Raw genomic sequence first — 17305 nt, 5'->3', positions numbered from 1 at the left:
GAAGCTTTCACCTCCTTTTCGTGTATCCGTCACTTTTATGTATGGGATGCCCCGATATGCCGCGGGGCTCGGCTTGTTGAAGGGCGTGGGTGCAATGGTTAAGAAACAGTGTGAACGGCGACTGCGCATTCAGCTACCGGCGCTCATTCACTGTTCCCTATAATACTAATTTACCAGAAAGGCTGCGGGTTTTGGGTGATTCTTTTGCGGGAAAAATGCGGGTTTTATGCGGGTTTCCTGCATGAAAGGCACTCTTTTTCCCCCTCATACTTCCGTTTGTAGATGTCCTCATCCACTTGTATTTCCTTCTTACACGTCTCGCACACAAATTTAATCCTCATGCCGACTCGCTATACCTCCAATCTTGATCAAACATATGGTCGAGATTGCTAATGTGAACATATTCATCATCGAGTGGTTCCAGCGCTGTGCAAAGCTGTTCCAATGCTCCGGTGTGCCATTTAGAGATCGTTCCACGGTCCCGGTTCAAGTCGTTCGCGATTTCTTTTAATGACATTTTGTTGCGATCAAGGTATTTCCTCATGATAACCATTCTTTCGTTGTCACTCAATAACTCATTGATTGCGCCGCGTATAAACTCCACAATCCGAGTGTAGCGCCGGTTATCCCAAACATTAGCTGGCAGCAATCGATTATCAATCTTGTTCCGCGGTAGTAACGGCCCTCCGTGAGCATCTTGCGTCTTTCTTACAGCGTACTCAAACGAATTGAATCTACTCAGCAGGTAAACTACTTTGTTCTTGTCCATGGTCTCCCTCCTTAATCAATTCTTGAGTAATAGCATGAATGAGGTCGTCAAATACCTGTGTCAATTCTTCTTTAGTGAAGATGTAAGCTTCCATACGGTTTCTCATCACCAGATATAAACTATGACTCGGGCTAAATTCTTCTGATTGAACTTTGAACTTTTCGCTATTATTTATAACTTCACCGAATTTATATGCTAGATCCTCTCTGATGTGCCGTTCCAATCCTTCCCTATCATTCGCTGTATCCAACATCAGTTTAGATACTTCGCATTCCGATGCAGCACGATGTTTAGATGCGCTCTGCAGAGCCACCATTTTCGCCAAATCTGCTGCCCTTTCAATTTTCTGTTTGTCCACCAGTCACCTCTCCCTCCTCAATCGTCTCCAGCCATTCTTCCCGATATGGCAATGCCGTCCTGTATCCATCCAACAAGACAAATACCCAACCGTCTATCATCCTACTGACATGTCCTTTTTCTCCGGTACCTTTATGCCGGACTCTTTGCTTTATTTCCATGTATTACCCTCCGGTAGAGAAAAGACGGCATTACGCCGCCTCTCCATCATCTTTCTGTAGCCGTGATCGCCACCGTCACCAATGGAACACTATTGTTAAAAATAGGCTCATCCCATACGCGAGGGTGCTTTTCGTCCGTGTCGTTTCCGTCATAATATGATTGTCGGATAATGGATTCATAATAAAAGTCATCAGGATTAAGGCCTTCAGTAGTTAGGGATTCTTTTACAAATCCTGTGACTTCTTCCTCTTTCGCTTTTACCTCAGATTCCGGTATTTCCTCCAACAACCCTTGAATAGTTCCAAAACTACCATACTGTTTCTTACTCATTTAAGCCGCCTCTCCCTTCGCCTGTCCTTCCAATGCACTTACTCGTTGCTCGAGCGCTTTAAGGCGTTCCTCAACGCTTCCAACTGCTTGATCTTCCACTTTTCCACCAGGGTGTGTTTCATCCATTCCGTGCTCTGTGCCTGGGCTGTATACGTCCTGAAACTGCGGTTTGGGCGGAATTAGTTCGCCCTGCGCCTCCACGACATCATTTTGCCCATGCTGTACCATATCCGCATGACGACGTTCTTCGGCGGATCGACGAAACGATTCAGCCTCTTGGGCCGTCACCTCCCGATACTTCCCTTTTTCGAGGTATCCAAAGGTGATTTCTTCGTCCGTTTCTGCCAGTTTGGCGCGGAACAAGCTGCCTTTGAAGTCCAATTGTTCAACATCATATATGGCCGGCTTGGCTTCTTCCTCTTCTTTTTTCTTGCTCATGTAACGCTCATATGCATCGCCGATATCAATCGTTTTAACTGCACCCGCAGCTCCAACCGCGATTTGCCGACGCAGGTCGTCAATGTGACTGTTTTGCCGTGCAATCTCTTTCTTGCTGTCTTCCAATTCAGCTACAGCCGCGTCACGTTTGTTCTGCGCATCCTCAAGTTCAACCTTCAGCTGGTTAATCTCAATACGCTGTGTCGCTTTTTCCTGTCTTTCTGTAGCCAACTCTTCTTTCAACTGTTTATTTTCTTCTAGCCACTTCTCATCGCGTTCTAGCAGTGTTAGCTGCACGGCCTCTTTTAATAGCTGATAAGCTTCCTCGTTACGGCAAAGCTCTCGCATGCTGATTCCCTTCACGTTTATGGTGTCCATTAGATAGGCGATTTCATTATGAGACTCTTCAATCTTTGCTTCATGCTGGATGAGTCTCTGTTCGACGTCCAACCTTTGCGATATATCTGCCATCTTCGCTTCCAGTTCTGCCACCTTGTGACTATCCTTGAGCGCTCCCCGTTGATTTTCCGCATGATACTCTGCCCGTACCTGCTCCAGTTGTTGTTGCAGTCCTTGAATATCCGTTGCTACTCCCATTTTTACACCTCTCCCGAAATAGTTGATTATTTAGCTTTATTATACCATATTTTGTGGTTTAATAGGGTATTTTCTTTCGTTTTCTCAATATTTTGTGGTTTTACTTATGTGGTTTTGATTTGACATTTTGATTTCCACCGGAACGGGTCCCGCATCAAAATCCCATTTGCTTTCTCTCCCGCAATTCGAACATTTGTAATACACGTAATCAGCGTCTTTTACAAAGCTGTTGTTGCTGCATAAATCCTCGTTGCATCCCGGGCAGTAAACCCATGTGGATTGTTCTGGACGTTTTGTTCGCCACAGCCACTTTACCATGACTCATGCTCCTTTCCTCTCGTCTCTATCAGGTGGTTTGCCTATGATTCTATGACCATCGATTTTAAACCATCCAGTAGGCTCATAGAGACGTTTTTATATTCTGACCATGTATTTGTCCGTCCAATGGTGTTAACGTGGCTATAACGGCTCCAGAATCGTTGAAAAGCATATATTCACCGTCTCGATATATCCAGCAGGCTATCATGCAACCTCCACCTCCCAAACTTTGATGACGATCCGTGGTTGAGTCGAATAGTATTTACGGGTTATGAGTGCAACGACTCGGTTGTCATCTTCCCATGCGATTTTATTAAGAGAATCGAAAATGCCTTTGACGACGTTATCGATATCCGGTTTGACCGTTGGGAAGGTTTCGCCTTTTAGCGCCCTGTCCTTCTCCTTTTTGCTCCAGCTTTTTGGCACCGGGTAGTAAAAATCGATTTCTGTGGCAACCGGTCCGTTGATCGGCTCGACAAAATGTTTCTTTGCTGCGTATCCGACTACACTTTTATACTGCAAGTAGCTTTGAGCTGATCGGTTCTTCCATTTGCTGCGCTGTGTCATGCGGACGGCACCCATCGGCGGCACGTTTACTTCGAACTGGATCATGACGCCACCGGCGCAATCCTGACATCGGCCACTTGCTTACGCCAGTGTTTGAGCTTGCCTGTGAGCTGCCGGAGTGTACCGACCTCGACTTCCTGGCCGTTGACCAGTAGCCTAAACTTCATGCGCTGTGTCACGCTGCTCCACCTCCATCCTTGAATTCAAACACTTCTTCAAGATGATTTTTCTTTGCCAAGTACCAACCTGTGTCCCCCTGATCTGATGCGATCATAAGACGGTCATTCCTTTCTACAACTTCGTATTCCAGACCTTGTTGCCATGTGTGAGGGTATAAGTGCAGGTCTTCTTTCGGCACTGCGATATACTTTTTCACGCTGCCCCACCTCCGTATTTACTCAGCATTTGCTTAATCTCTTCCGGCGTGGCCTTCCACTCTTTCAGCGACGCTTCTGCGCGTTCTCGTTCTGTCACGGTAATGATCTTCCCCGGCTCATATGGTCTTGGTACAGGTGTGTGCTTTCTGCTGTATGCGTTCATGAGATCAGCTCCTTGTTTTGGTAGATGTTACCGATAATTTCAACGTTCTTTTCATCATGAACTCCGTTGTCGCATTCATCGTTATATGGAAGTCCGTACACATTGTCCTCAAGCGTCTTGGTACAGGTCCAGCATGCGCGGTCTGCGTCATACTTCATGTATCCGAGTAATTCACTTTTGTTCATGTTTTTGTTTTGAAAAACAAGAATGTCGCCATCATAGATCCATTTACCATTTCTGTCCTTGAGTCCGACCGGAAATCTGATAATCCCACCGTCTACTACTTCCCAATCCGGCATCTGAAGGTTGTCACCGTACTCGGTATACGTTTCTGTTCGTGAATTAAACTCAAATAACTTTAGTTTCTGGTCCCAATCGATCTCAATTTTATAATTTGACTTGGGATAGAACTCTGTTATGAGCTTCCCGTTATCAACTGCCTGAAGCACTATGTCCCTCATGGTTTCATCCTCCTAATCGTATTAGTTCTTGGATAACGTGGATCTTAGGAACGCCCAGTTGTTTAGCAATCTGCGTCCGTCTTACGCCCTCTTTGTTCAGCGGGTCGTTTCGTTTTGCGGGTGCGTCTGCTCATTCGTTCACACTCCTTTTTTTGCTTGCCTTTAATTCAGCTGCCAGTCTCATCGCTTCTTCGTATTCCTCGTCTGTATAGACCTGCCCCTGGGTTACTTCTTGCGCCACAGGAATGATCGGCTTGTCCGATTTACGATATTTGTTAAAAGGCACGGTGTTCTGCGGTGTCTGTGGCTTCTCCAGTGTCCATGGTTCAGGGTGTCCGGTATCTTTCCAGCGCTTTAGGATGCTCTGTACATAGCTCCACGCTATTTTGTTCTGGATGACTGCTTCCTTCATGGCCCTTATGACAAATGGTTCGGTATATGTCTCGATTGTCTCGCATATGAAATCTTTTGTTAGGTCGTCTATTTTTCCGAATTGGTGAGATTCATAAAGCGTGAACGGATTGCCCCCACTACTACTACTACATGTTTTAATAGATGGTGAAGGAGAAGGTGAAAGTGAAGGTGAAGGTATGCAATCTGTGAGATTTGCGCGCAATCCCGCGCTATCGCGCGCGCCTTGTGCTGTAAGGGCCGCGCGGTTGATTGCATTCTCGCTACTCTCCGCGATATCTCGCGCACTTGCGCGCGGTTGCGCGCTGTTGTCGTCTTCTGCGGGCGGAGGACACTTTGAACCGTCCGTTTCACGCTTTTCCTTCCGGATGTGTGTCTGCCACTTGAACCATTTCTCCGGGTTAATGCTCATGTATTCTTTTCCATCTACTGCATATAATTGGATAAGCTTATGGTCGTGATATAAAGACAGTGCATTATTAATAGTTTCAACGGTTACTAAATCGTTTGCCGGAAAAATGGTATTCTTGATCCGCTTTGGTGCAGCTTGGGCCCGCCCCCAATCGTCAAAGGCTGTGATAAACCACGGCCAGAGCAGGTTAGCCACGGGATCGATTTCAGCGATGTCGATTAAGGTTTCGTCTGCCGACATGTCGCTTGATACGTAAACCTTTCTGGCCATGTACCTATGCCCCTTTCTTATGCTTATCCAGGTCCGTTAGGTTGTTAATCTGTATCTTCGCCCACCGGATCCGTTCCTCGTTCCAGGCTATGCCGCCGCGGTCGTCCAGGCGTTCTGCCGTCCATAGGTCCTGTGTGGCGAGCGCCAATTCGTCCTCCCATAGCCGTAACTGCTGCTCAGGTGTCACTGTTATCACTCCTTGACCTCTATTTGTCTCTTTTTCTGCCTATTTTTGATCCGATATCCCCAATTGCTCCAGCGAACGCTATGCATATAAAAAATGTCATCCAAGGATGTTCAAACATCCAATCTACTATGGTCATTCTGTTTCCTCCCCTGGAAGGTTGATGGAGTGTGCGTTCAGTATCTTAGCGTGCAATTTAACTACTTCATCCGCACTGTCCAATACAGCGTATTCCACAGCTATCTGATCACCGTCCCACAAGAACGTTTCCCATCCCCATTTTTCAAAATGAGCATTTGCGAACTTTCTGAAGCAGCTAGAGATTCTTTTCTTGTCATTGATTCTTGTATGGATCGTTGTTCTATCTGGTTTATTGGATAAATCTATACCGATGATCACTTTGTTTCTCCCTCCTCTAATACTGCCAGTAATGCGGCCTTACAACGTTGTTCAGGAGTTGCGTGGATATAATCGAACAACCCAACATATTCACCCGTACTCATTACAACTTTCCTTAGTGCTTGGATGTACTCGACATGGAGCCTTAATGTCTTTATTTGCTCTTCTACGTCCCATGCAGCAGATATTTCGGATGAAGAATAGTCTACGATATAACCGATTTCATCCTTCGAAACAGGCACGACAGGAAAAGGATCGGTGTACTCGTCTTGGAGCCATACAACTTGTTTTTTGAATACATGCTGTTCTACCAGCGCGTCCAATTCTCTCCCCGGCTCCAAGGACAATATCTCTTCCCGTTTCATTGGGTTTCCTCCTTTGGATAAAGGGATGCCAGCAACTCACGCAATTCTCTCTCCCTGCCTCCTGAACCATTTAAAACATGAAGCTCAATTTCGTATTCCAGTGCTTCCCTTAACTTCTGTTCCCGTTCGGATGAATCTAAATATAATTGAGCTTGTTCGGCAGCTACATCTTTCCAAAACTCTTCAAGCCTATCTGCACGTTCTTTCTCTGCTGTGAATTGGGCTTCCCAATATTCGGCAAGTTTCTTTTCGCTCTGAGCTGATACCTTCCAACGTGTTTTGCTTTCTTTCTCCGCCTTAAACTCTTTTTCCAAAGGTACATACATCTCACAATAGAAACACCATTCACCTTCTATATGGCATACGCATGCGCTACTCATATTTTTTCCTCCTTTGGATAAAGGGATTCGAACCTGCATATGATCTCATCCACCACTTCACCGACTCCCAGTTCATACGTCCATTCGCTTTCAAACATTTGTTTGACCCACTTTATTGCTTCCCTTAGCTTCTGTTCACGGGCTTCTAGGGCTTTGTATTTAGCGTGTAAAGACCAATATGCGTCCATCCATTCTTTAGCTATGTGGCATTCCTTATCTGCCCGTTCTTTTTCTGCTGTGTATTGTTGGAGCCAATAGATTGTGATGTCTGGCTGTTCTGCCATTAACAACTCCCTCGACCAAGGGCTGTTGCCGTCAGTTTGCTTACACAGTTCCATATCCTTTTGCCAGTCTCTACTCATTCCACTACCACCTCACACTCACAAGAATGTATGAAATAGAGTCCTGTTTCTCCGTAGCCGATATAGTACCCGTCCTTATCGGAATCTTTCACTTCGAATTCCTGTCCTATTAAGTGGTAAATCGGGTATTGAGTCCCTACCGGACTACTCCCGGTGATTCTTATCTTCATTCCACTACCTCCAAACCAAGGCTTTTCGCAACCATCTGAACCTGCTGATCTGTCATCACCTTAATCGTGTTATGAAGCAGCTGGCGTGTATCTCCCGGCTTAATGGAGGTGGTGGGTACTGGTGGGGTGTCGTTCCATGTTCCGTGATTGGTCCATTTCTGATAAGTCGGCAAGGCCCATTGAAGAACGGTGATTAAGTCTGCATCTTTCCAATCATCTTCTGTCAGATCCGCTCGGGCTGCCTTTAGAAATTCGGCTACTTGTTCACGCTTCAGCTCTAGCTTTTTTTGGTTATTCATATCTACCCCTCCAAAGGACGCATGTTTTCGTCTACCTTAAAGAGTCGTTTATGACATCCTGAACAGTATCCGTATTTTAAGGTTGTGTATTGCAAATAATCATACATTTCCGTGTTACCTGCTTCCGTTCCGTCATAGTTAATATAAAAATTTATATTTCCCTTCACTCTTTGCTTAACGTAATATGATTCGGTATTACCGCAATGAGGACATGATTTCATATCTTCTCACCCTTCGTATCGCTTCTTATAGCATTCCGGACAAACCCAGCCTTGTTTCTTCGTTTTCCTCCATCCATTTTTCCTAAAGTGTTTCTCGGCTAATGCCTTTCTGGAGCAGCTATGTTGACTCGACTCTATGCATTTGCCACACCAAATCCTAAATTCTCGGCTAATGTAGCCTTCCATATATTCTCTTCTTCCTCTCTAAAGGGATGGATAACGGCCTTATGCGGCCCCCGTTTCACTGGGTATTTCGGTCGAATCGGAGCCTTCGGCCTATGAGATGCAATCATGCTGAGAACTTCAATATTTCTTCGATAATGTCAAACGATCCACTAATGGCCTTCACTTCGATAATCTTGCTCCCACTTTCTGATTTAGCCCACTGTATAAAGCGCCGTAGGTCATAATCGCTTATTTCTCCAATTTGCTCCTCTTTCCAATGGTACTTTGGTTCATTTTTCGGGTTCATCCCAATCAACCACCACGAAGGACCAAATCGACGCTCAATCCGAAAATAACAGTAATCGTCCGGTTTTATCTCTACCGATACCCAATCGAACCAATCAAGGCATGGTCGGGTATATTTATACGAAAAAGGTTCCTTGTCCATATGTCTTCCTTCTTTCACTTTTGGTTTTGCGGCATAGCCGCCATCGAGTCGAACGAATATGCTCAGCGATAGCGGCAGCCGTATAGGGTTTAATCTTTTTCCTTTAAAGCTTCTGCAAGAATAAATCCTGCTGCATTAGGTTGGACGTTGCATATACGATCTAAGGCTTCTTCAATGGCCTTCCGTAGTCTATCTACCTCGGAATAAGATCCTTCTACAGCTGATATCAAATCAAAAACCTCGTTGCTTAAGTGCGCTTCTAATCCACGCGCTTTGTCTGCTGCATCATACAACTCAGATAATCTCGATTCATCCAGTCTATCCATTCCACCTTATCCCTCCTTGACCATATTTCTTGCTAAAGCAGCCACAATACTTTTCCGTTCATCCGGAGCAAACGGCTTAAGCAGTCGTTCCATTTCCATCAGGCATTTTTCAAAACGTCCTGGTTCATAGGATTCAGCAACCGTAACCGCCACTCCCGTTTCCGAACTAACTCGTTTACTTCTGATTTGTCGGTGCGCCTTCATTCCGTCTTATCCCTCCTTGGGTTTATAGGGCTTCCCTAGCGCGTTGGCCGCAGTCTACTTCTACGTCTGTTTTGTCTCGCATTCCTGGATAAAAGTAATTGTCCTCGTCCGCGTAGAACCTCAGCGCTTCATCCTTGCGTTCGATCTCTTGTAATAGGTATTTGAGGTTATCAAGATGTTGAAATTTGTAGCCTTCTTCTTCACAAAGTTCAACATAGGCTTTTATCTCGTCTATCTTGTTCTGTTCGCTCATTGGTTATCATCCTCCAGCAACTGGCCCGTTACCTCTTTCAGTTTCCAGTCCCCGTTTTCTAAAAACATCCAATGGTCTTCTTTTGCCATCAATATGTCGTATTCCAATCGATCTTGATCATTGTCAGGCACTTCCGTAATGCCTTTGTAGTACTCGGAGCGAATTTCATATTCGCACTCAAGGGTTATTGTGATTTTGGCTTTCATTGTTATCTCTCCTCGCTCTTAATCAAGTGATCCTGTACCCGATTGGCAGTCTCAGAACCGCAAATGCTCCGAAATCATTAAGAGCGTCTTCACCCTTGATCGCCTCTTCCGGTATCAAGATTTCAAGTTTCATCCGATGATAGCCTTTGTATTTACCTGTCTTGGTTGGCGCGTGTGTGGATATGTTACCGGCGAATGGAGCTAGAACAATCATGCTGTCGGGATGTTTATCTGCAATTCCTTTTACCGTTTTGTCGATGAATTCTTTCGGAGGGTCAAAAACTATTGTTTTGCTCATTGTTATCTCTCCTTATATGGGGTATGATTTATAACTGCTCGAACCGTGAAGCCTTGCCTATATTTGAACATTCAAGTTTTCCATATGTTCAATGGCTGCTCCCAAGCTTTCAAGCTTTTCAAAGTTGCTTCTCGCTTCTGCGATTTGATTATCTCTAACTTGATCCGTGATTAATAAGCGTAAATCATCATAGCTGTCTTTTAGCTTTTCCAAGTCCTTGACTACCTCTTTCAACTTCACTAATTTCACGCCAATCACCGCCTTTATGTCACTCGTAGTGTGCCTGCTAATCGCCGTACATCGTTATATGGGGTATGGGGGTAGACTATTTGTCCCAGATATACAAAACAGGATCAAAGGGGTCATAGCGGCTGACATCTATAATCGTGAATGTTTCTTTTGCTTCGCTTGTTTCTGGGTCCCATATTCCAAATTGAACCTCGCTTTCAGAATCATGTTTGCTCAATAGTTCAATCAGTTCTTTAACCTTCACCTTTATCGCTCCTTTGAATTGGTATGGGAGGTTAAGCCTGCTAGTAGATGATCCTGACTTCGCTTAATCCGATCATAGTATCGATATGCTTCCTCAATTTCTTCGATGGTGATTCCTTTTGCTTGTAGCAAACGAATTGCCGCCTTTACTTTAGGGTCTTGCATCTTGTTGGGTTTCATCCTTTATCTCTCCTATAGTAGTTAGATTTCGTCGTAAACCTCATAGTCATAGCACTCTGCTTCAACTGAATTTGGAGAAGATAAGTCCTGATCAAACCCGTCTGGACATGTAATTCCTTGTCTTTTTAGGGCATGAACGATACCGTCAACCCCATCGAAACCATAATTTCTTTCTGCCTTATTTAAAGCCTCCTCAATATCTCTTTCTGTCATATGTGCTGGAACCTCTACGATAACCTCACGGTCATATTTCAGTGTTTCTGTGATCATCAACTTAACTTTTACTGTTTGCATCGTTTATCGCTCCTTTGGGGGTTAATGGGTTAATCCTCGAAATAATGTCCGTATCCATGGGTAGGATAGAAGCTGGCCGCTTTGTTCAGGCCGTTTACGACATCCGCCATCAGATCCGCAAACACGTTCATTTGCTTGTCCGGTAGGGACTCTATAAGGCGCTTTTCTTTGGCCCTCAGTGGCCTACCGGCTGCGGTAGCAAGTAAAGTTACCACCGGGTCCAATCGTTCCTCCTGTAGGCGTTTGGCTTCGGCTGCCTGTGTTTCTGCCGCCTCTTTCCTGCGGTGTTCTTCCCAATCTTGTTCGTCGTACCAAAAGTAAGGTCCGTATCGTTCGGTGTAGACTTTGATCCATTTTTGTAACTCGTCCTCATTCGCGTGAAACCGCTGATTGCAGACGCCGTTTACTCGCATGCCGTTAGTTTTAACACCACGGCCATCTCGGGCCCGGGGCATGACATGGTGTGTCTCAGTGTCTGGTCTGCCGCAGCCGCACTGACATAGTCCCTTCGCTTCTTCTATCAACTCCCGGACCACTTTTTGAGGAAACTCGTTTCGATCCGACCGGGAGGGGCGGCTGTGGTGATGATCAAGGATATTCTGCCGCCATGGGGCTATGGGTTTCTTGGGTTTCTTTCTTGGGAGTGCCATGGGATCACCTCTTAAAATGGAAGGTCGTCATCATTAATATCAATCGGTTTTCCGTCATCACTGAATGGATCACGGTTGCGGCCCTCACTTTGGCCGCTCTCCTGCCGGTTGCTCTCCAGGAACCGCACATTGTCTGCGATAACCTCGGTTACATATACACGCTTGCCTTCGGCGTTCTCATAGTTACGGACTTGGATGCGGCCCTCAACCGCTGTCAATCTGCCCTTTTTAAGGTACTCCGCACAAATTTCAGCTAGTTGTCTCCATACAATAACTGGGATAAAGTCGGCTTCACGATCGCCGCGATCATTGGTGTAGGGTCTATCTACGGCTAACGTGAAATTAGTAATTGCCACTCCACTTGGCGTGTATTTAAGTTCAGGATCTCGGGTAAGGCGACCAATCAGGATAACTCGGTTTAACATGTCATGCACTCTCCTTGTTCTTATCAAGTAATTTTCTTGCTAATACTTCATGCATTTGCTGGGTTTTGGCGCCCTTGGAACGCATTTCTTCAACCCATTTTTCAAAGCCTTCATCTGATCCAGCGAGTATTTTCCATTTTTGAGACATTTGTTTCAAAATCTTTTCTTCTTCCTTGCGATGGTTCTCGTCCAATTCGGCACTACTAACCTTGTCCGGATCCTCACCTGTAGGAATCGCAAAGGACCGAAGCAGTAAATATTTGTAACTGTATGTCATGGCCTTTCCTACGCCTTTATCCTGGGTATCTGCGCCAGTACCAGAACTTGCGAGTATTTCAAAATCACCAGTGTCAATATCAATGATCTTGTACTTCACATCAACTGTGGTGAGCGAATCAATGCGTTTATGCTCCTGTTCGATTGGAAGTATGACTAATCCATGTTTGATCATGCTTGCCCGAACGGTCGATGTAACTTTTTCCTCCGAAATAGCCTTATATTTTGTGGATTTAAACTCAATGGCATCATCTTTTGAGAGGTATTCCACGTCCTTCATGACAGCGCTTATTTTTTGATAAAGGTTAGGTTTTTTCTCTTCACTCATGCTTCTGAACCTCCTCATAAATGATCTTCATCAATACCGGCTCGTAATTCGTTGGCGGCTTCGGACCGTACCTTCCCAGCAGCCAAATAGCAAAGTCATCATCCGCGCTTTTAAAGCTGATTGCTTTGGATATATCCATCACAGGTTGAGCATGCATATCAAGATAGTGGGATTTATCCTTATGACGTGGAACGTATCGATATTTAATTGTCATGCCACCCACCTCGAATTTGTGTTATAATAGCTGTAGTTATATTGATATTGGCTCGATTTGGCTGCCGTGGCTTCGGCGGCCTTTTCTCGTCTATATGCCCTCACCATGTTTCGCTTGTACACTCTCAACAACGTGCTTGTCAGTGTGCCGCGCTCCTTGGCGATCTTTGCAAGCTCCAGATACACCCTCCGATTGGTCAGAAACATTATGCTTGTCCTCCTTTTTTTCGTAACAACCCCCTCTGTAGTACTCAATGATGTCATCCACGGTTTTAAACCACTTGGTTTCCCTCATGCGCTCTTTCTCACGTCCTCGTCAAATTGTCGGCGGAACTCGTCCATTAGGCGTTCTTGCTCTTCCCGGGCCATGACTTCGGCTTCGTATTCGCTCATGGGCTTGATGTATACCGGGGTGTACCCGGAAAAATGTAGTGACCGGATCAGGCTGTCAAAGTCGGTATCAGACCATCCGAAGGTCCGACCGCACTGGGTGACTACGTAGTATTCCGTCAATTCAGCTTGCATCGTCATAACCTCCTTCAAGCCGCCGAACCTGCACGAAAGTGCTGCAATCTACCGCATCAAGCATGCAACTCCGGCAGTGTGGTTCGTGATGCTCGTACACTTCGTACAGCGCCGGCTTGCCGCAGCCGCAGCGTGCGTATGTTGGTGCTGGGTGCTTTGGTCTAAAGGTGAATACTGGGGTTATGATAGGGTTTTCGATCTCACGCGGATTTTTTGCCATTTTGTACAGCCCCTTTCTCTTGACGATTGCTTGCGATTTCGACTTTGTATTTTTCATTCAGTTCAACAATCAGACGATGCATGTTCTTCCATGCTTTTTGGGATAAACCGGGATTAGATGGTGCGTTCATCTTGTCATACCTCCTGATGTTCAATTTGTAGTACAATACTCATGAGTAAGTAACTAGATTTTGTGTTTTTTTCGCTTGGAAAGCTCTAAGTATCGTTCTTGTAATTCCTTATATGAGTCAGCAAGGTTTCTATACTCAATGAGCATTTCATCCATGCATTTTAAACATTTGCGGTATTTTCGTTCATAAAGCTCTGTAGCAAGTTGAAAGGCTTCCGTTGATTCTGAATCATTTAAGACTTGTCCTGATCTCAAAGCGTCTATAAGTTGGGACATCATGGTTTCGATCACATCATCGTGGTAATTTTGGAATTTCATGCGTCCTCCTATTTGATGCGAATTAGTTTAGGTTTTTCTGGATTACAGCCACAACTGATTGCGGTTGATGCAAAATCACCGCCGTTCCTCAGAACATCAATGATTGTATGGGCATCGACCTGAATTTCGTTTCCGCATAGTAAGCATGTTGTAAAGATTTCATCATCGTAGATTTCGACTTTGTACATTTCTCCGTCGATTTCAGTTTTTAGATAGAACATTCAAATCGCCTCGTCTTTCTTTTTAGGAAACCAACCTGCGATGATTTCGAGTGCCCTTTCAAAATCGATGCGCTTAATTTTGGAATAATTAGGGACGGAAAAATGATCCTTCAACGCTCGATAAATACCTTGGAAGTGCGCATCGTAACCTTTTGATTTGAGTTTTCCAACGCGTTTATTTACCGCTTCCTGAATCGAGGCCTTTTGGTGGTCTGTCAACCAGATCTCGTTGTCAACAACTAGCCTTAATTGATGGTTTTCTTGCTTTACGGCATTTAGCTCCGTTCTAAGGTCTTTCATATTAAGTACTGCTAATTCGAGAATTCCTTCGATCGTTGTCGGAACTTCCGTAGGAACATTCATACTTTGCAGCCGCTCTACTTTATTGAAGTAGTCATCCACCAGCGCGCTATAAGCGTCCCAAGCTTTATCAGTATTAAGTGACTTAGCCAACATGAATGCGCCTTTTTCTGTCCAAAGGTAAATCGATTTAGCGTGTTTTGAACTGTCGTGAATTTCACGATAGTTAAATAAAAACTCTTTACGCGCCTCTCCCGTTAAGACGAAGAAGTGTTTTCCTTCTTGGAATCTTTCTCGGTTGTAATTAAAGTTGTAACTAATTGTTTTGGAGTCTGTCCCAAAAAATTCAGCAAGCTGGGCGCTGGTTAAAACACGCTGATTGTTCTTCTCAATAACTTTCAATTGTTTCATTTTCATTCGCTCCTTTAGGCAGTTTTTTTTATTACACATTTCGTGTAGTTTTTGTTCAAAATTTTTTTCTTCCAACTCGGAAACATCAACACCAAACTCATTCGCCAGTATCAACGCTTGTTCAAACCTTAGGCCGTTAATTCCATACTCTATGTTGCTGTACCCACTAGGCGTTTTATAACCAAGCTTTTCAGCAAGATATGCATGACTAACACCTTTATCTAGTCGTAGTTGCCTAAGCTTAAGTCTCATTCAATCACCACCTTTTACTCATTTCGTGTAACTCATGTCTCTATAATACATACACATAGCGTGTAAGTCAACACTTATCGTGTAAAAAATTATTTTTTGTGTGTAAGAGTGTTAAACTACAGTGTTAGGAGGTGTAAACATGTCTGTATTAGGGGATCGCCTAAAGGAAGAAAGAGAAAAAAGAGGATGGTCTCAAGTGCTTGTTGCCAAAAAACTTGGCCTCAAAAGAAGCAGCACATATGCCAACTGGGAGTACGGAATAAGAGAACCAGACTTAGATATGCTACAAAAATTAGCTGACCTTTATGAAGTATCCATCGACCAACTAAATGGTAGAAATGAAAAAGAGAGCGAATATTCGCTCCCTGAAGATGTTATTTTAGATGTGATTAAAGAGGCGGAGGCAGAATATAAGGTCAGCCTCCGAGACGATCCGGTTGTCGAAGCAGCAGTTCGTGATTTGATTCATAATCTTGCAAAGATGAAGAAATCAGCTCAGAAAAACGGATAATAAGTTCTTTTTCATGCACACATAGGTTTTTTTTAACAATTATGATTTTTGCTGACATTAACAACCGCTCATCCATCTGCACAACCCCTTTTACGTTTATTGCAGCCGTTTTTTATTGTGTGTAAATCATACCACAAATCGTCAAATAGGAACACATGTTCTGTTTTCGGTTAAAAAAATAATAAGGTGGCAGCGAGGATGGAATTTTATCCCGTTCGCTGTCGCATTCCAGATCACCTTAAAAGAATCGGTAAGAACCAACAATGGCTTGCAGATATGACAGGAATGAGCAAACAAACCATATCGGATATTATCAATTTACGGCATGCTAATATCACGATCAAAAAAGCTGCACTCATTGCTTATTACCTGAACTGCAAGATCGATGATCTTTTCGTAATGGAATGGCGATAGCAGAGTAGGTTTCACTCTACTCTAGGGATAAGTACTGATATATACGTACTGAGCTACAACCATCTTCGCCATTGTTGGTCTTTAGTTAAATATACCAAATACATATTGTCGTATGTTGTCGAATATATGAAAATAATATTCGTATAATGGGGTTTAAGGGGTATTGACTTTCATCGAAAAAACTTTTTCCTGACGTTAACATAGGTGTCATCAGTAAATACAACCTTGGTTCCGTTGTTAATCGGGATCAGGCTTTTTATCTTTTTCTTATTTATTACCGTTGATTTATCAAACGACTCGAAGCCGTATTTTGCGTATGCTTGGGATATGTCTTTGATAGTGCTTAATGCGAGGTAAGACCCATTAGAGGTATGGTAGGCCGGAACTTTTGAAGAGTGTTCAGTGGGGCTCCAGAGATCGATGTATTTAATGTCAGATAATTTAATTTCCACAAAATCAGATAAATCATCAGTTCTGCCAAACATCTTTACTGTTAGTATTTTCATGATGTCTTCATGATGTCTCCTATTATCAAGTAGTGAATAAGCGATAAAATGATACATCATTCTACATATATATTCATTGAATAATATATGGAAATCACGGGAAATAGGATATAATGTGCTTGACTGTTTGTATAAAGCAAATACCCCATCCGATGGGGAGTTAAACAAGGTGAAAGCGTGAAAAAGTTGTGGGGTTACATAATCCTAGGTATTGCATTAATTAGTATCGTCGGTTTTATTTATTATGTTTTTAAAGGTTATTTCATTATGAGCGTCGGCGATGACGGTTTTTATGATGGATGGGGTAGAAAATTGTATGATCCTCCTGGATGGATGGAGATGATATGGAGTGGTTTTCAATTTCCTGGATATAAGTGGTTTATTATTGACGTTGTCGGTTTTTGGATTTTCGCTGCTGTGTGTGGCGGATTAATAAAATTGTCTGCTCATCTACGGGGTGTTGAATAAAATGCTTGATTGTATGGTCCATACAGTCATCTTTTATAGTGTGATCTAATTCTTGAGGACTAAAAACGGGTATGATAAGATAAGAATATAAATAAGGACGGTCGGCCAACCGTCCTCAGTACAACAGCTTGAGTGGGTCCCCCTCCAAGTAAGTTGAATTACGGTGAAGAAGTGACCCGCACTGGCGCGAACCTAGTGGGTCACTTCTTCTTTGTATCGATGTATGTCAATAACGCAATAACAAACCCTGCGAAAATGAT

39 protein-coding genes are annotated in these 17305 nt (G+C 43.9%); 3 read left to right on the top strand and 36 right to left on the bottom strand.

What is annotated here, in order from left to right; genetic code table 11:
- Positions 1-337: 337 nt before the first annotated feature.
- From XI25_RS29575 to XI25_RS29415, 35 genes are all read right to left on the bottom strand, one after another.
- Positions 338-769 carry a sigma factor-like helix-turn-helix DNA-binding protein gene (locus XI25_RS29575; RefSeq protein WP_046681394.1) on the bottom strand — a complete coding sequence of 144 codons (432 nt, stop codon included), beginning with the start codon at positions 767-769 and terminating at the stop codon, positions 338-340.
- Positions 735-1127, bottom strand: coding sequence for a hypothetical protein (locus XI25_RS29570; protein ID WP_046681393.1), 393 nt, complete (start codon positions 1125-1127; stop codon positions 735-737). The genes XI25_RS29575 and XI25_RS29570 overlap by 35 nt, the downstream gene beginning before the upstream one ends.
- Positions 1108-1287 carry a hypothetical protein gene (locus tag XI25_RS29565; protein ID WP_046681392.1) on the bottom strand — a complete coding sequence of 60 codons (180 nt, stop codon included), beginning with the start codon at positions 1285-1287 and terminating at the stop codon, positions 1108-1110. The genes XI25_RS29570 and XI25_RS29565 overlap by 20 nt, the downstream gene beginning before the upstream one ends.
- Positions 1288-1333: 46 nt before the next feature.
- Positions 1334-1618 carry a hypothetical protein gene (locus XI25_RS33570; RefSeq protein WP_046681391.1) on the bottom strand — a complete coding sequence of 95 codons (285 nt, stop codon included), beginning with the start codon at positions 1616-1618 and terminating at the stop codon, positions 1334-1336.
- The gene (locus XI25_RS29555) at positions 1619-2653 is read right to left on the bottom strand and encodes a hypothetical protein (RefSeq protein ID WP_046681390.1); all 1035 of its coding nucleotides are present in this window, start codon (positions 2651-2653) and stop codon (positions 1619-1621) included. It abuts the gene before it with no gap.
- Positions 2654-3175: 522 nt separating this feature from the next.
- Complete coding sequence (locus XI25_RS29545; protein WP_046681388.1) at positions 3176-3583, bottom strand: RusA family crossover junction endodeoxyribonuclease; 408 nt, start codon at positions 3581-3583, stop codon at positions 3176-3178.
- A 130-nt stretch (positions 3584-3713) separates the two neighbouring features.
- Positions 3714-3914, bottom strand: coding sequence for a hypothetical protein (locus tag XI25_RS29540; RefSeq protein ID WP_046681387.1), 201 nt, complete (start codon positions 3912-3914; stop codon positions 3714-3716).
- A 160-nt stretch (positions 3915-4074) separates the two neighbouring features.
- On the bottom strand, positions 4075-4539 hold the full coding sequence (locus tag XI25_RS29535) for a YopX family protein (protein ID WP_046681386.1): 465 nt from the start codon (positions 4537-4539) through the stop codon (positions 4075-4077).
- 130 nt (positions 4540-4669) lie between these two features.
- Complete coding sequence (locus XI25_RS29530) at positions 4670-5632, bottom strand: DnaD domain protein (protein ID WP_046681385.1); 963 nt, start codon at positions 5630-5632, stop codon at positions 4670-4672.
- A 4-nt stretch (positions 5633-5636) separates the two neighbouring features.
- Complete coding sequence (locus tag XI25_RS29525) at positions 5637-5819, bottom strand: hypothetical protein (protein WP_046681384.1); 183 nt, start codon at positions 5817-5819, stop codon at positions 5637-5639.
- Positions 5820-5951: 132 nt separating this feature from the next.
- Positions 5952-6215, bottom strand: a complete 264-nt coding sequence (locus XI25_RS29520) for a hypothetical protein (RefSeq protein ID WP_046681383.1) — start codon at positions 6213-6215, stop codon at positions 5952-5954.
- Entirely contained in the window at positions 6212-6580 is a 369-nt protein-coding gene (locus XI25_RS29515) for a BC1872 family protein (RefSeq protein WP_046681382.1), read from the bottom strand. Before XI25_RS29515 ends, XI25_RS29520 begins: the two co-directional genes overlap by 4 nt.
- Complete coding sequence (locus XI25_RS29510; RefSeq protein WP_046681381.1) at positions 6577-6960, bottom strand: hypothetical protein; 384 nt, start codon at positions 6958-6960, stop codon at positions 6577-6579. The genes XI25_RS29515 and XI25_RS29510 overlap by 4 nt, the downstream gene beginning before the upstream one ends.
- Positions 6957-7322 carry a hypothetical protein gene (locus XI25_RS29505; RefSeq protein WP_046681380.1) on the bottom strand — a complete coding sequence of 122 codons (366 nt, stop codon included), beginning with the start codon at positions 7320-7322 and terminating at the stop codon, positions 6957-6959. Before XI25_RS29505 ends, XI25_RS29510 begins: the two co-directional genes overlap by 4 nt.
- 166 nt (positions 7323-7488) lie before the next feature.
- Complete coding sequence (locus XI25_RS29500) at positions 7489-7791, bottom strand: hypothetical protein (protein WP_046681379.1); 303 nt, start codon at positions 7789-7791, stop codon at positions 7489-7491.
- Positions 7792-8301: 510 nt separating this feature from the next.
- Positions 8302-8625 carry a hypothetical protein gene (locus XI25_RS29495; protein ID WP_046681378.1) on the bottom strand — a complete coding sequence of 108 codons (324 nt, stop codon included), beginning with the start codon at positions 8623-8625 and terminating at the stop codon, positions 8302-8304.
- 89 nt (positions 8626-8714) lie between these two features.
- Positions 8715-8951: a hypothetical protein gene (locus tag XI25_RS29490; protein WP_046681377.1), complete on the bottom strand. Its 237-nt coding sequence runs from the start codon at positions 8949-8951 to the stop codon at positions 8715-8717.
- A 6-nt stretch (positions 8952-8957) separates the two neighbouring features.
- The gene (locus tag XI25_RS29485) at positions 8958-9155 is read right to left on the bottom strand and encodes a hypothetical protein (protein WP_046681376.1); all 198 of its coding nucleotides are present in this window, start codon (positions 9153-9155) and stop codon (positions 8958-8960) included.
- 22 nt (positions 9156-9177) lie between these two features.
- A complete protein-coding gene (locus XI25_RS29480; protein WP_046681375.1) occupies positions 9178-9408 on the bottom strand; it encodes a hypothetical protein in 231 nt (76 codons plus the stop codon).
- Positions 9405-9614, bottom strand: coding sequence for a hypothetical protein (locus tag XI25_RS29475; protein WP_046681374.1), 210 nt, complete (start codon positions 9612-9614; stop codon positions 9405-9407). Before XI25_RS29475 ends, XI25_RS29480 begins: the two co-directional genes overlap by 4 nt.
- A 22-nt stretch (positions 9615-9636) precedes the next feature.
- On the bottom strand, positions 9637-9912 hold the full coding sequence (locus XI25_RS29470) for a hypothetical protein (RefSeq protein WP_046681373.1): 276 nt from the start codon (positions 9910-9912) through the stop codon (positions 9637-9639).
- A 57-nt stretch (positions 9913-9969) separates the two neighbouring features.
- Positions 9970-10161: a hypothetical protein gene (locus tag XI25_RS29465; RefSeq protein ID WP_046681372.1), complete on the bottom strand. Its 192-nt coding sequence runs from the start codon at positions 10159-10161 to the stop codon at positions 9970-9972.
- 76 nt (positions 10162-10237) lie between these two features.
- Entirely contained in the window at positions 10238-10405 is a 168-nt protein-coding gene (locus tag XI25_RS33565) for a hypothetical protein (protein WP_160308968.1), read from the bottom strand.
- A 2-nt stretch (positions 10406-10407) separates the two neighbouring features.
- Positions 10408-10584 carry a hypothetical protein gene (locus tag XI25_RS33860; protein WP_200901497.1) on the bottom strand — a complete coding sequence of 59 codons (177 nt, stop codon included), beginning with the start codon at positions 10582-10584 and terminating at the stop codon, positions 10408-10410.
- A 21-nt stretch (positions 10585-10605) separates the two neighbouring features.
- Positions 10606-10878: a hypothetical protein gene (locus XI25_RS29460; RefSeq protein WP_046681371.1), complete on the bottom strand. Its 273-nt coding sequence runs from the start codon at positions 10876-10878 to the stop codon at positions 10606-10608.
- A 29-nt stretch (positions 10879-10907) separates the two neighbouring features.
- Complete coding sequence (locus XI25_RS35585; RefSeq protein ID WP_235440496.1) at positions 10908-11291, bottom strand: hypothetical protein; 384 nt, start codon at positions 11289-11291, stop codon at positions 10908-10910.
- Positions 11292-11539: 248 nt separating this feature from the next.
- On the bottom strand, positions 11540-11953 hold the full coding sequence (gene ssb, locus XI25_RS29450) for a single-stranded DNA-binding protein (RefSeq protein WP_046681369.1): 414 nt from the start codon (positions 11951-11953) through the stop codon (positions 11540-11542).
- A gap of 1 nt (position 11954) precedes the next feature.
- A complete protein-coding gene (locus XI25_RS31705) occupies positions 11955-12557 on the bottom strand; it encodes an ERF family protein (RefSeq protein ID WP_052759798.1) in 603 nt (200 codons plus the stop codon).
- A complete protein-coding gene (locus XI25_RS29440; protein WP_046681368.1) occupies positions 12550-12771 on the bottom strand; it encodes a hypothetical protein in 222 nt (73 codons plus the stop codon). The genes XI25_RS31705 and XI25_RS29440 overlap by 8 nt, the downstream gene beginning before the upstream one ends.
- On the bottom strand, positions 12768-12977 hold the full coding sequence (locus XI25_RS29435; protein WP_046681367.1) for a hypothetical protein: 210 nt from the start codon (positions 12975-12977) through the stop codon (positions 12768-12770). The genes XI25_RS29440 and XI25_RS29435 overlap by 4 nt, the downstream gene beginning before the upstream one ends.
- A gap of 84 nt (positions 12978-13061) precedes the next feature.
- Complete coding sequence (locus XI25_RS29430; RefSeq protein ID WP_046681366.1) at positions 13062-13295, bottom strand: hypothetical protein; 234 nt, start codon at positions 13293-13295, stop codon at positions 13062-13064.
- A gap of 200 nt (positions 13296-13495) precedes the next feature.
- A complete protein-coding gene (locus tag XI25_RS33560) occupies positions 13496-13645 on the bottom strand; it encodes a hypothetical protein (RefSeq protein ID WP_160308967.1) in 150 nt (49 codons plus the stop codon).
- Positions 13646-13698: 53 nt separating this feature from the next.
- Positions 13699-13962 carry a hypothetical protein gene (locus XI25_RS29425; protein WP_046681365.1) on the bottom strand — a complete coding sequence of 88 codons (264 nt, stop codon included), beginning with the start codon at positions 13960-13962 and terminating at the stop codon, positions 13699-13701.
- 8 nt (positions 13963-13970) lie between these two features.
- Positions 13971-14183: a hypothetical protein gene (locus tag XI25_RS29420; protein ID WP_046681364.1), complete on the bottom strand. Its 213-nt coding sequence runs from the start codon at positions 14181-14183 to the stop codon at positions 13971-13973.
- Positions 14184-15146 carry an ORF6N domain-containing protein gene (locus XI25_RS29415; RefSeq protein WP_052759797.1) on the bottom strand — a complete coding sequence of 321 codons (963 nt, stop codon included), beginning with the start codon at positions 15144-15146 and terminating at the stop codon, positions 14184-14186.
- Positions 15147-15285: 139 nt separating this feature from the next.
- Between XI25_RS29415 and XI25_RS32635 the strand changes: the two genes are divergently transcribed.
- Together XI25_RS32635 and XI25_RS29405 are read left to right on the top strand one after the other, a co-directional pair.
- Entirely contained in the window at positions 15286-15657 is a 372-nt protein-coding gene (locus tag XI25_RS32635) for a helix-turn-helix domain-containing protein (protein WP_046681363.1), read from the top strand.
- A gap of 198 nt (positions 15658-15855) precedes the next feature.
- Positions 15856-16071, top strand: coding sequence for a helix-turn-helix transcriptional regulator (locus XI25_RS29405; RefSeq protein ID WP_046681362.1), 216 nt, complete (start codon positions 15856-15858; stop codon positions 16069-16071).
- Positions 16072-16241: 170 nt separating this feature from the next.
- Here the strand turns inward: XI25_RS29405 and XI25_RS29400 are convergent, their stop codons facing one another.
- On the bottom strand, positions 16242-16577 hold the full coding sequence (locus tag XI25_RS29400) for a LytTR family transcriptional regulator DNA-binding domain-containing protein (protein ID WP_046681361.1): 336 nt from the start codon (positions 16575-16577) through the stop codon (positions 16242-16244).
- Between the two features lie 177 nt (positions 16578-16754).
- Between XI25_RS29400 and XI25_RS29395 the strand changes: the two genes are divergently transcribed.
- Entirely contained in the window at positions 16755-17045 is a 291-nt protein-coding gene (locus tag XI25_RS29395) for a hypothetical protein (protein ID WP_046681360.1), read from the top strand.
- Positions 17046-17305: the final 260 nt, after the last annotated feature.

Source organism: Paenibacillus sp. DMB20, from assembly GCF_000987955.1.
Classification (GTDB): Bacteria; Bacillota; Bacilli; order Paenibacillales; family Paenibacillaceae; genus Paenibacillus_AQ.
The sequence above is the reverse complement of the archived record's forward strand: the minus strand, read 5'-3'. Positions and strand labels throughout refer to the sequence as shown.